Genomic DNA, 13,183 nt, shown 5'->3' with positions numbered 1-13,183 from the left:
AGAAAAGAGGTGAATTAAAAAATTCATCTCTTTTTTATGCCATTTTATCCGTATGAATCCAAAAGCGTTGAACAATAGCCCCGTCCTCTTCTATATAATCCTCGTCTTGTATACCACCGTTTGCCAGAATAGTTCGACGAGAAGCAGTGTTCCAATCATCACACACAACTAATGCCCGTTGAACTCCCAGCTTTTTAATCTCTTGAAGAGATAACCTCAGTAGCAGCTTGGCATATCCTTTTTGTCTTTCACTTGGCCGAATACCATACCCTATATGTCCTCCGCTGTTTCGAAGTATTTCACTTAGCTCATGGCGGATATTAACTACGCCTATTACTCTTTCGTGATGCATTAGCCAGTAGGTGGAATCGGGTACAAATCCTTTTTTTAATCCGATCCCTTTTTCTGCATCTAATAACTCTTGAACCATTTTTTCAAAGTAAGCAGGATCTTTAGCAATGACCCACGGAATCATTTTTTCTCCGCTTGCTTTCCATTCATGATAAAAGCTCATATAAGCCTTTTTATAAGCTGCATCTGGTTTAATTAAAACAGCGGCTTCCACGTACCTTCCTCCTTTTTGTTTATTATGTTTATACTACCTAATTCTCCCAATAAATAAAAGAGGATAATTTACGTGATGTGATCGTTGTATGAGCTTATTTATAAAGTATGTAACAAAAAGTACTCAATGAATGTTCATTGAGTACTTTTTTTCTACTGCCGGTTGTTTAAATAAACTCCTTAAAAAACCTCGTTACTTTTGCAAGGGTATACAGTAAGGTACGCTTCATAACAGGCTCTTCTTTCTTTTGGATTTCAGGAGGTTTAACCCAGCGCTTGTGATTGGCAATAAGAATACTTTTATCCATTTTGTTTTCCATCGCCATCGTCAACTCTTTTGCAAATTTTTGACTATCGATAATGACCATTGATTCGTTATTCAAAAATGTAGAACGGGAATCTAAATTAAAAGAGCCTACGGCGCTAAGTCTTTGATCATAAATCACAGACTTTGCATGGATCGAATAAGGTCCTTGGTATTCGTAAAGCTTTACACCTGTCTTCATAATCGTATCACGCATACTAATATATCCGGAAAAAGCCAACACATTGGGCGTAGATGTAACTGAATTTGTGAGTAGCGTCCATTGAACGTCTGGCTTCTTTTTCATGGCTGTATACTTTCTCATCGCATTGGTGGGCACCACATAAGGACTTTGAATAAGAACAGAGCGGTTAGCTTCTTCTGCTAGGTTAATAAACGTTTTCCACATAAAAGGTCGTTTATTAAAGCGTTCAATTGGATTATGAATAAAAGAAACACGCTTTGTAGAAACGGTGGAAGCATTCCAATTAATCTTGGGGGTCGCAAACGTTTCTCCTACTTGCTTAGCTTTATCATATTGCTGCAGCAGCAAAGCTTTCATCCTCTTCCCCTGATCAACCTGGTACTGTGTGAGATGATGAAAAGCTTTTTTAGTGTAGGGATGAGCCCATAATTCATTTATATAATTTTGCATTTGAGTGATGACGCTATCTTGTTTATGTTTACTGTTTGTAATAAAGACATCACGATCATAGACGAAGTGTGGAGGAGGCTTTTTAGCCAAATATTTGTCCCCTATATTCCGTCCCCCTATTATGCCTAGCTGTCCGTCTACAACCATTATTTTGTCATGCATACGATTTTGCCACGCCCAAGGTTTAAACAATTGAAACGGTTCGTAATACTTCACTTCAATATTAGGATGTGAAGCTAATGCATAGAGCACGCCCCTTCGGTTTCCCCGTAAGCCGTTAGCTATCCCATCCAAAAGAACGCGAGTATGGACGCCTCGATCAGCTGCTTTAAAAAGAGCGGCCATAATTAAATCAGTTGACTCTCCTTTTCCTATTGAGTAATAAGCAATATCAATCGATTTCTCAGCTTGTTGAATCATTTGAATACGAACTCTTCCTGCCTCATAACCATCTTCAAGAAGTCTCACTCGGTCCGTAGACTCACTGTGACCAAAAAAGCTAGCCGGTTTAATTGAGGTCGTTTCCTCTCCTATTTTTAAAGGTACATAAAAGAGAACCACCGCCGTTATAACCACATACAGAATATATAAAGATAAAATAATAAGTAATCCTTTGAATGCTATTTTTATCATCGCAACTCCAGCTTTTTGTCTTTTTCTGTTATCGTTCACAAATAATGATCATTACATGCAAGAAACTGCTTCCTTGATTACTTTGCGCTTTGTTCTTTTGACACATTTATTTTTTCTGATTCACTATTTGTATAGTATGCTAGTACATATCATAGAAAAAAGGATGATGGTGATGGAGGAATATTCTTTTCGTTTTCATATTACAGATTCTTACCCTTTGCAAAATGAAAACGATAAAATAGAAGCTGTTGTACGCACCAAAATCAAGCATGCGGAGCGAGGATGCTTGTACGAGGGTTATCTTCGCGTTCATATCACTAAAATCGGAGTGTTTCCTGTAGCAAAAGATATTGCTGAAGCGATTGGCGTTCGTTCGCTTCGTCAGCAGTTAGCGGCCGAATTAAAAAGATACGTACGGCCGCACCGCAATTTTTTATAACTTTATCCAAACATTTGTCCAAGTGGACTTTCATCTGCAATAATATCTTGAATAGCATAGATAGAAATTGGAAAGTAAGGAATTCCATATGCGTAAGGAGCCAGGTCATACAGCTGATAAAATAGTACAAGTGATTTATCGGCGATATAAAAATCCTGATCTGGTTTAATTCCTTTATATTCTCCAAGAACCATAATATCGCGCTCTTTTATTTGCGCTCCTACTATTTTAGAAAGAACACTTACGTAATTACTGTCTTTTTTAAACAAATCTTTTAGTTGATACGTTTTTCCAGTCAGCACATTAAACGTTAACGGAACTACCACGGTCAATCCGTGCGCTCCCCCGGAATAAGCAAAATTGACAAGCGTTAAGCTGAGCACATTTCGCTCGTTTGTTTTCAACTCATAATAACCCGTTTCTTCTGTATCCGGATTTTCTTCATATCCCTGCTGACGAATTAATTCATTCGTACGCTGCAAGATCTTACTGTTAATGCTGTGCTGAACAGCTGGATTAGTCAAATGAACAGCTGGATAGTAAACGTTTAACTTTTTCTTCACTATTTGTTGAGAATATACCGTTGCAGGTAACGTAACCATCGCTTCCTCCTCTTTCTATACAGAATGTTACATTCTATTCTTTTAGCTTTCATTCCATTACTGAAGCAAAAAAATCCCGTGCATATACGCACGGGATTTTTAACTTTCTATTATTTTACGTTGTTAATTGTTTTAGCAGCGTCTACCGTATTTTTTAATAGCATTGTGATGGTCATCGGACCAACGCCTCCTGGTACTGGTGTGATATAACCTGCAACTTCTAAAGCCGCTTCGTAATCAACATCACCAACGAGTTTACCATTTTCCATTGTGTTACCTACATCAATTACAATGGCACCCGGCTTAATATCATCTGCTTTGATAAGTCTAGGTTGTCCTACAGCTGACACAAGAATATCAGCTTGTTTTGTTAAAGCAGATAAATCTTTTGTGCGAGAGTGAGCAATTGTTACCGTTGCACTTTCTTGAAGTAACAGCATGGATACTGGTTTACCAACAATATTGCTTCGTCCAATTACTACCGCATGTTTACCTGAAATTTCTTCACCTGAACGTTTAATTAACTCAACGATACCGTGTGGTGTACATGGTAAATAGCACTCATCGCCAATGACCATATTCCCTACGCTTACTGGGTGGAAGCCATCTACATCTTTTTTAGGAGATACAGCATTTAATACTGCTTTTTCATCAATATGTTTTGGTAATGGAAGTTGAATAAGAATACCATGAACAGATGGATTTCCATTCAAGTGATGGATTTCGTTTAAAAGCTCTTCTTCCGTAATCGTTACGTCACGTTTGATAATTTCAGACGCAACACCGATTTCTTCACAAGCCTTTGCTTTTGCTTTTACATATGATTGGGAAGCAGGATTTTCTCCTACTAAAATTACGGTTAAACCAGGAACGATACCTTTTGTTTTTAATTGAGCTACCTCTTCTTTTAATGCGGCGCGCAGTTCTTGCGCTACTTCTTTTCCTTTAATTACTTTCGCTGTCATGATGTTTTTTGCTCCTTTCAACTGTAGCCATTTAATAAATGTACGAATTATAGTTATTAATCTAACACAAAAGTTCGGTTTTGTTCAATGTTTTTATTATTTTTATTTTAAATAGATAAAAATAAATAACAAATAACGTATATTCCATTCTTATCGCACTATAATATTTTGTATTCATAGAAGCTGTTTTTATTCAAATGTTGCTTTTCTAAATTAAAAACCGCGCCTTCGGCACGGTTTTCGACGATTTATTTTTTTGTTGATATGCTTTTCTTTGTAGTCAACGGCAGCACGTCTTCCTCTGTTTTTAGATCCTTTACATGCATTTCCTTGAGAGGCACACTTATTTTCTTATTTTTCGGAGGTTCTTCAAAATTCTCCACCCAATCACATAGCAGTTCAAATCCTTGATACACATAAGGAAGGAGAGGCTGAAGCTTTCGATCTGGATCAATTTGATGATTCCATACTAAGCTATCAATATGGTTTCCATTTTCAATTACGTAGTGACGATGAAGGTGCTGCTTACCAGAATCTTTTACCAGTTGTTCATAAGGATAAGCATGAATATCCGGAAAAATAAGAGCATCTAACGACCCTGTAATGCTTATCAACGGAACGGAAATATCACCTGTATTTTCAATTTCACGAACTTTTTGCTTAACATCTTGTGGTCTTTCTTGATAATCATACTTTTTAAAAATAGAATCTAACGAACGATCTCTAACTCCGTTTTCAAAAAGCGTCAAGTATTTTTGCCACGGAATGCTTCCAGGTGCTTGACTGTCAAACTCATCTCTATATATATTAAGCGTTAAAAACCAATAATACTGGTCATGATATGGCCATAAAAACTCAGATCCTTTTGGCAACCCTGCTTGATACAACCGGTGCAAAGCTTCTTTTTGCGATTCACCTACCGTATACAGTGCTTCTTCGGCATGATTTACAACAGGTGTTAGGGAAGTGATCAAGTTATCGTGATCAGCTCGCCACATAACCCCTTCCCATTCAACCCCTCCATTAAAAAGCTGAGGCTCTCCATTTTTCCCATCGTTTTCTAAAGCATAGCGAACAACATAACCCCCATTAGAAATACCTAAAGCATACGTTTTTATATCAAAATATTCTGTCAATTCTTTCTGGAGTTTGTGACGATAATTTTCAAACAAAAATCTCTGAGCAATTTTTGTCACTTCTCGGTATTGAATATGCCATTTTCTAATGGAGTCTTCTTCTTTGACTAGAGCGTTTTTTGCTTTAGCAAATGGATCATCTCTCACTTCTTCTCCCTGTGTTCCTTTATCAGAAGCAGCAAACGCAAACCCTTTTGCCAACACATAGTCGCTGAACAGTAAATCCGTTGATTTCTCATCTCTGGTAGCTGGAACTCCCGACATAACTAACTTTCCATTCCAGTCATCAGGAATTCGAATGAGAAATTTACCACCATCAACTTCACCTTCTACTTGAACGCCCGTTATTTCTTCAGGCTGATACATGTAATACCATCCATTTTTTTCTTCTTTTGTTCCCCAATAGATAGGAGCCAGCCCAATGTTCCCATAGGCAGTCGCTGCTTGAAATTGAAGAGGGTTTTTAGTCGTTAACCAGTTTCCATACTTACCGTCAAACGTTGTGATATTCAAGTGATAACCTCCATTCACATTTGCTTTTGAAGACAATCTTCGGGGACTGTACACGCATAATTTTAGTTAAATATTACCATTCATTTCTCAAAAAGTACATCAAAACGCCTTTGTTGCAGAAAGAAAGTAGACATTTATCACATCTGAGCCCATAGCGCCGTATAATATTGAAATTTATTCAAAAAAAGGAGTGTCAATGACTATGAGTTCGTTTAATTCTTCAAAACTCTCTACGACTCTCATTCCCCCTGCTACTTCCTCCTATCCGGTTTCTGGAAGAAAATATACTCTTACTCATTCTGATACAACCGGTCAGCTTTTTTTAAGCATCGGATGCTCATATAACAACAAGGCGATAGATAAAAATATGCGTGATGAAGTACTAGCTGCTCTTCACGTAACAGACCGACAAGCAGTTATTCAAGGCGAAGTTTTTGTTAGCGGAGGTGAGTTCAGCCGCGAGCAAGCACAGCTTCGTTATCACATTTTCCGCCGGGAGCTTCCGCTTGCTTTAGAAGCAATATTTTACGGAGACCAAGTGTTTTTTCAACATTATCCAGACTTGCTAAATACACCGATTTACATTTATTTTGTATCGACTTATCAAGAATTTAGAGGGTGGTCCTATTATCAAACCCCTAAATTTTATTTAAAACAAACATGCAGCAGCTAGCACGCTAGTGCATAAACTAATGGAAAATGAACGAGGAAGGTGTGAATGTCTCATGTACAGTCAATGGGTTTACCCCTATATGCCGCGCTACTACCATCCAGTGGTTCCTACTACGAATGAAAATTATTTAGAACCTTATAGATACAATGAAGACTTATTTTCTTATATCCTGCATGAAGAAGAAGTTAGATCTACACGCGATGTAGACAGAGTGATGAAAATTTTAAAACGCCAGTATCAGTCCATCTACAGAGATGCTCAACGAGGTGGGATGGATAGCAAACTAACAGAATACTTATTTCGTTCCATTGTAAGATTTGTTGATGATAACTATAACAATTACAGCGGATCTATTAACGAACGCGTCGAAAAAGCCGCGCGACAGCTAAAAAAACGTGATCCCTGGATATTTGAACTTTTTAACTTATACAGCGTTTCCCCTGTTTCACAAGTTCGAATTACTAACACGATTTTAACCGTTTCATTTGAAAATTTACGTAGAGGAAATGAAGTGCCAAATCCTAGATAAACAAAAAACCGCCACAATTGTGACGGTTTTTTGTTATGGTAATACAGTTGCTCCCATTAGATGGCTATCAACTTGTTTAGCTACTTCACGACCTTCATGAATAGCCCATACGATTAAACTTTGCCCACGACGAGCATCACCAGCAGCAAAAACACCTTCAACATTTGTTTTGTAATTTCCATACGCTGCATCTACGCGACGATTTTTCGTTTCAACACCAAACGCTGATAGGACCGGATGCTCTGGACCTTCAAACCCAATCGCAATAAAGACAAGCTGAGCTGGCCATACTTTTTCTGTTCCTGGAATTTCGGTAAAGATGTACTGTCCATTTTCACCTTTTACTTTTTCCATTTGAACCGTATGAAGTTCTTTCAGATTGCCTTGCTCATCTGCCACGATTTTTTTCGTTTGAATTGAATATTCACGTGGATCGTCCCCAAATTTCGCCTGTGCTTCTTCATAAGCATATTCAAGATTAAATACATGTGGATATTCAGGCCACATATTATCTGCCGTACGCTCAGCAGGAAGCTGAGGATGTTTACCAAACTGAACAACGCTGCGGCATTTTTGACGAAGAGCAGTAGCTACACAGTCAGCTCCCGTGTCTCCGCCTCCAATAACAATAACGTCTTTTCCTTCAGCATCAATAAATTGACCATCTTTGAAGTTAGAATCTAAAAGGCTTTTTGTTGAAGTTGTTAAGTAGTCCATTGCAAAGTGAACTCCTTTTGCTTCACGGCCTTCTAATACTAGATCTCTTTGCTTCTGAGCTCCTGTACACAAAATGACAGCATCATATTGTTCTTTTAACTCTTCAGCAGTAATGTCTTTTCCAACTTCCGTATTCGTTACAAAATCAATACCTTCTTGTGTCAATAAGCGAACACGTCTTTCCACTACTTCTTTATCTAGCTTCATATTCGGAATTCCATATGTTAATAAACCACCGGCACGATCTGCTCTTTCATATACCGTTACTGAATGACCCGCTTGATTCAGCTGATCTGCGCTCGCTAAGCCTGCTGGCCCAGAGCCAATAACAGCAATTTTTTTGCCTGTTCTTTTCTCCGGAATACGCGGAGTAATCCACCCATTCTCAAAGCCTTTATCAATAATAGCGCGTTCGATATTCTTGATCGAAACCGCTGGATCTGAAATAGCAAGCGTACAGGAACCTTCACACGGAGCAGGACAAACGCGTCCTGTAAACTCCGGGAAGTTGTTCGTTTTCATTAAACGCTCTAAAGCTTCTTTCCAGCGTCCTTTATAAACTAAATCATTCCACTCTGGAATTAAGTTATAGATTGGACATCCAGAAGTAAAAGCATTAATATCCATTCCCATGTGGCAAAAAGGTGTGCCACAATCCATACATCGTGCTCCTTGACGGCTTAGCGCTTCATCAGATAAAGGAGCAGCATACTCTTTCCAATCACCTAAACGTTTTAACGGGTCACGTTCCTTCCCTTTTTCACGTTTGATTTCCATAAATCCTGTTGGTTTTCCCATCGTACTCTCCCCTTTCTTACTGAGCTACCGCTTCTTGTTGTTTTGCCGATGCTTTCTTTTCTTGTTTTGCATTTTCCTCAAATGCACTCATAGCTGCTTCTTCTTCCGTTAACCCAGCTGCTTTTTGCTCTTCAATGCGATTCATCATGCGTTTATAATCATTCGGAATCACTTTTACAAATTTCGAAAGCGATTCTTCCCAATTTTCTAATACAAATGCTGCTTTATGACTGTCAGTATATTTTAGGTGATTTGCAATCATCTCTTTTACTTCTTCTGCTTCTTCTCCTTTTAAGCTCTCAAACCCAATCATGTCTTTATTACAAAGGTTTTTGAATGCTTCTTGATCATCAGCAAATACGTAAGCAATACCGCCAGACATTCCCGCACCGAAGTTTTTACCTACATCACCTAATACGACAACGCGTCCGCCAGTCATATATTCACAGCCATGATCGCCAATTCCTTCAACCACTACGTTCACACCGCTGTTACGAACCGCAAAACGTTCTCCTGCTAGCCCGCTAACATAAGCTTCACCGCTTGTTGCACCGTAAAATGCCACGTTCCCGACGATAACATTTTCACCTGACACAGCTGTTGTTTCCTTAGGTGGAGCAACGATGATTTTACCTCCTGATAACCCTTTTCCGATATAATCATTTGCATCTCCAGTTAGATACATAGACATTCCTTTTGGAACAAATGCACCAAAACTTTGTCCTGCAGAGCCAGTGAATCGAAGAGTAATCGTATCTTCTGGCAGACCTTTCTCACCGTAACGTTTTGTAACTTCACTTCCTACAATTGTTCCAGCTACACGGTTAATATTAGAAATTGGCAGTTCTAACTCGACTTGATACTTATGCTCGATTGCTTGCTGTACCGCTGGCAAGATTTTTTGCATATCAAGAGATTCGTCAATTTTATGGTTTTGAGGTGTTTTAAAAGTACGTACACCTTCAGCTTGATATAAAAGAGTTGTTAAGTCTAAGTGCTGCGCCTTCCAGTGATTTTTTGCACGTTCGCTAACGCTTAATACGTCTGTACGTCCAACCATTTCATCTACTGTTTTAAATCCAAGTTCAGCCATAATTTCGCGTACTTCTTGTGCGACAAATTTCATATAGTTAACGATGTGATCCGCTTCTCCTAGGAACTTTTTACGAAGCTCTGGGTTTTGCGTCGCCACTCCAACTGGACATGTATCTAAGTGACACGCACGCATCATGATACAGCCTAAAACAATTAAAGGCGCCGTAGCAAAACCAAACTCTTCTGCTCCTAAAAGTGCTGCCATGACTACATCTTTACCCGTCATTAATTTACCGTCTGTTTCAAGCACTACCTTTTCGCGAAGACCGTTTAACATAAGCGTTTGATGAGCTTCCGCTAAGCCCAGTTCCCACGGTAGTCCCGTATGTTTAATACTTGTTTTTGGAGATGCTCCCGTACCTCCGTCGTAGCCGCTAATAACGATAACGTCCGCTACTCCTTTTGCTACTCCGGCAGCAATCGTTCCTACTCCTGCTTTTGAAACGAGTTTGACGCTGATTCGTGCATCACGGTTTATATTTTTTAAGTCATGAATAAGCTGTGCTAAATCTTCAATCGAGTAAATATCGTGGTGTGGAGGAGGTGAAATTAAGCCTACTCCTGGCGTTGATCCACGCACATCTGCTACCCATGGATATACTTTGTTTCCTGGAAGCTGACCGCCTTCTCCGGGTTTTGCACCTTGTGCCATTTTAATTTGAAGCTCATCCGCATTCACAAGGTAATGACTTTTCACTCCAAAACGGCCAGAAGCAATCTGTTTAATCGCACTGCGGCGATTATCTCCATTTTCATCCACAGTGTAGCGGCTAGGGTGCTCGCCACCTTCTCCACTGTTACTGCGTGCGCCTAAACGGTTCATCGCAATCGCTAATGTTTCATGAGCTTCTTGACTTAAAGATCCAAACGACATAGCACCTGATTTAAAACGTTTTACAATCGAATCAACTGATTCCACTTCATCAATGGAGATAGATGAACGCGTTCCATTAAACGAGAATAGGTTGCGCAAGAAACCGATGCGTTCTTCATTAGCCGATTCAGAGAATTTTTTAAATAAGCTGTAATCTCCCTTACGGCAAGCCCACTGCAGCGTGTGAATTGTTTTTGGATTAAACGCATGATGCTCGCCCGTGTGTCTCCACTGGAAGTCGCTTCCTGACTCTAACGTTTGCTCAATTGTTTCAACATAAGCATTGTCGTGACGCGTTTTCGCTTCTTTTGCAATAACATCTAAACCGATACCGCCAAGTTGCGAGGCAGTACCTGTAAAATATTGCTCGATAACCTCTGCACTGATTCCAACTGCTTCAAAAATTTGTGCGCCCCGATAACTTTGCACCGTTGAAATGCCCATTTTAGACATTACTTTTACAACACCTTCAGTAACGGCTTTTACATATTTCTCAACAGCATAGTCATACGATACGTTCAACGTACCTGCGTTAATTTCATTTTGATATGTTGCAAAAGTAAGATATGGATTGATTGCGTCTGCTCCGTAACCAATCAGTGCTGCAAAATGGTGCACTTCGCGCGCTTCTCCTGTTTCCACTACAATGCTCGCCTTTGTACGGTTTCCTTTTCGCACTAGGTGCTGGTGCAGCCCGCTAACCGCTAATAAAGCTGGAATGGCTACAGAGTGAGCTCCCGCTTCACGGTCTGTCAGAACAAGGATGCTAGCTCCTGCGTTAATTGCCGCTTCAGCTTCAGCAAATACGCGATCAAGATCTGCTTTTAAATCATTTGTGAACACCGCAGAAATAACAGCACTTTTGAAATCTGGATGAATGGCAGACTTCAGCTGATGAGTTTGATCGTTTGTTAAAACCGGCGTCTCAAGCTGAATTCGATGAATATTTTCTTTGGTTGGATGCAGTAAATTCCCTTCTGCACCAAGCAACGTCATTGTTGATGTAACCAACTGTTCACGAATAGCGTCAATCGGTGGGTTCGTTACTTGAGCAAACAGCTGCTTAAAGTAATTGAACAGCGATTGAGGACGATCAGACAACACGGCTAATGGAGTATCATTACCCATTGAACCAAGCGGATCTTTTCCTTCTGTAATAACTGGAACTAAATATTTATGAATATCTTCATACGTGTAGCCAAATGACTTCTGGCGAATGACCAAATCATCGAAGTATTCAGATTTTTCTTCCTGCACTTCTGGCAACGTTACCAGCTGTTCATCTAACCATTCTTGATAAGGCTCAGCCTGTGCCATTTCAGATTTAATTTCTTCATCTGAAATAATTCGGCCTTCTTCTAAATCGATTAGAAGCATTTTACCTGGGCTTAAACGATCTTTATATAACACATTTTCATCTTCAACATCAATGACGCCTACTTCTGATGAAAGTATGATGTAATCATCTTTTGTAACATAATAGCGAGCTGGACGTAAACCGTTACGGTCTAAAATAGCACCGATTTGCTTTCCATCCGTAAACGAAATAGCAGTCGGACCATCCCATGGCTCCATTAATGCGCTATGATACTCATAGAAAGCACGTTTTTCTTTTGACATGTGCGGATTCTCAGACCAAGGCTCTGGAATAAGCATCATCGCTGCATGGGCTGGCTTGCGGCCGGCCAATACAAAGAACTCTAGCGCATTATCTAACATGGATGAGTCGCTTCCTTCAGCATCTAAAATTGGAAGAACCTTCGGCAAATCCTTACCAAATGCGTCCGAAACAAACTGCTGTTCACGCGCTCTCATCCAGTTTTGATTACCGCGAAGCGTATTGATTTCACCGTTGTGAATTAAATAACGGTTTGGATGTGCTCTTTCCCAGCTTGGGAACGTGTTTGTGCTAAAGCGAGAATGCACTAAAGCAAACGCTGAAGTAAAGTCTTCATCTTGTAGGTCAAGATAAAAAGCATCCACTTGTTCAGGTGTTAACAACCCTTTGTACACAATTGTTCTGCTTGAAAGACTTGTAAAATAAAAACGGTTTTGACGTGCCTGCGCCCAATTTTCCGCTTGCTTACGAATAACATATAGCTTGCGCTCAAACGCTAAGTCATCTTGAATACTGTCATTTGCCCCAATAAATACTTGTCGTACGTATGGACAGCTTTCTTTTGCAACTTTTCCGATTTTTCCGACATTTACAGGCACAGTTCTCCAACCTAATAACGTTTGTCCCTCTTCTTCAATTAATTTATTAATATAAGCTTCAATTTCTCGACGCTCGTCTTCATTATTTGAGAAAAAGATCATTCCAACTCCATAACGACCGTTTTCTGGCAAGTTCAGTTCAACGCATGTCTTTTTAAAGAACGCGTGTGGAATTTGTACCATTAATCCAGCTCCATCTCCTGTTAGCGGATCACTTCCCTGTCCGCCTCGATGGTCAAGCTGGCAAAGCATGTTTAGTCCTTTTTTAACGATATCATGTGACGCTACGCCTTTCAATTGAGCGTATAGTCCGATTCCACATGCATCGTGCTCAAATTCAGGACGGTAGAGACCTTGAGCTTTTGGCATTTGATTGTATGTCATCTTCTTCTCCCCCGTTCGTTTTCTTTATCTTTTTAAGATCACCTGTTTACATTGTAAGTTTTCAAATCAATATAAACAATATATA

10 protein-coding genes are annotated in these 13,183 nt (G+C 39.6%); 3 read left to right on the top strand and 7 right to left on the bottom strand.

The annotated features are described in order from the left end of the window. Positions 1 to 34: 34 nt before the first annotated feature. Positions 35 to 514 carry a GNAT family N-acetyltransferase gene (locus tag CEQ83_RS10225; RefSeq protein WP_048021498.1) on the bottom strand — a complete coding sequence of 160 codons (480 nt, stop codon included), beginning with the start codon at positions 512 to 514 and terminating at the stop codon, positions 35 to 37. Between the two features lie 217 nt (positions 515 to 731). Beyond that, positions 732 to 2,156, bottom strand: coding sequence for a phospholipase D-like domain-containing protein (locus CEQ83_RS10220; protein ID WP_028413556.1), 1,425 nt, complete (start codon positions 2,154 to 2,156; stop codon positions 732 to 734). A 172-nt stretch (positions 2,157 to 2,328) separates the two neighbouring features. Here CEQ83_RS10220 and CEQ83_RS10215 point away from each other — a divergent pair, with 172 nt between their 5' ends. After that, the gene (locus CEQ83_RS10215; protein ID WP_028413557.1) at positions 2,329 to 2,595 is read left to right on the top strand and encodes a hypothetical protein; all 267 of its coding nucleotides are present in this window, start codon (positions 2,329 to 2,331) and stop codon (positions 2,593 to 2,595) included. 2 nt (positions 2,596 to 2,597) lie between these two features. Here CEQ83_RS10215 and CEQ83_RS10210 read toward each other — a convergent pair whose 3' ends face one another. The 3 genes from CEQ83_RS10210 to CEQ83_RS10200 form a co-directional block, all read right to left on the bottom strand. Continuing rightward, on the bottom strand, positions 2,598 to 3,197 hold the full coding sequence (locus CEQ83_RS10210; RefSeq protein ID WP_028413558.1) for a DUF3298 and DUF4163 domain-containing protein: 600 nt from the start codon (positions 3,195 to 3,197) through the stop codon (positions 2,598 to 2,600). 110 nt (positions 3,198 to 3,307) lie between these two features. Continuing rightward, a complete protein-coding gene (gene folD / locus CEQ83_RS10205) occupies positions 3,308 to 4,162 on the bottom strand; it encodes a bifunctional methylenetetrahydrofolate dehydrogenase/methenyltetrahydrofolate cyclohydrolase FolD (RefSeq protein ID WP_028408722.1) in 855 nt (284 codons plus the stop codon). 248 nt (positions 4,163 to 4,410) lie between these two features. Continuing rightward, positions 4,411 to 5,811: a tannase/feruloyl esterase family alpha/beta hydrolase gene (locus CEQ83_RS10200; protein WP_155017221.1), complete on the bottom strand. Its 1,401-nt coding sequence runs from the start codon at positions 5,809 to 5,811 to the stop codon at positions 4,411 to 4,413. 202 nt (positions 5,812 to 6,013) lie between these two features. Here CEQ83_RS10200 and CEQ83_RS10195 point away from each other — a divergent pair, with 202 nt between their 5' ends. Both CEQ83_RS10195 and CEQ83_RS10190 read left to right on the top strand, forming a co-directional pair. Continuing rightward, the gene (locus tag CEQ83_RS10195) at positions 6,014 to 6,484 is read left to right on the top strand and encodes a staygreen family protein (protein WP_155017220.1); all 471 of its coding nucleotides are present in this window, start codon (positions 6,014 to 6,016) and stop codon (positions 6,482 to 6,484) included. Positions 6,485 to 6,536: 52 nt separating this feature from the next. Beyond that, the gene (locus CEQ83_RS10190; protein ID WP_155017219.1) at positions 6,537 to 7,013 is read left to right on the top strand and encodes a hypothetical protein; all 477 of its coding nucleotides are present in this window, start codon (positions 6,537 to 6,539) and stop codon (positions 7,011 to 7,013) included. Between the two features lie 33 nt (positions 7,014 to 7,046). Here the strand turns inward: CEQ83_RS10190 and gltD are convergent, their stop codons facing one another. Beyond that, positions 7,047 to 8,528: a glutamate synthase small subunit gene (gene gltD, locus CEQ83_RS10185; protein ID WP_013082931.1), complete on the bottom strand. Its 1,482-nt coding sequence runs from the start codon at positions 8,526 to 8,528 to the stop codon at positions 7,047 to 7,049. A gap of 16 nt (positions 8,529 to 8,544) precedes the next feature. Then, positions 8,545 to 13,098 carry a glutamate synthase large subunit gene (gene gltB, locus CEQ83_RS10180; protein ID WP_033578830.1) on the bottom strand — a complete coding sequence of 1,518 codons (4,554 nt, stop codon included), beginning with the start codon at positions 13,096 to 13,098 and terminating at the stop codon, positions 8,545 to 8,547. Between the last annotated feature and the right edge of the window lie 85 nt (positions 13,099 to 13,183).

Origin of the sequence: Priestia megaterium (genome assembly GCF_009497655.1) — a bacterium.
Classification (GTDB): Bacteria; Bacillota; Bacilli; order Bacillales; family Bacillaceae_H; genus Priestia; species Priestia zanthoxyli.
This window is presented reverse-complemented; position numbering and strand designations above follow the sequence as displayed.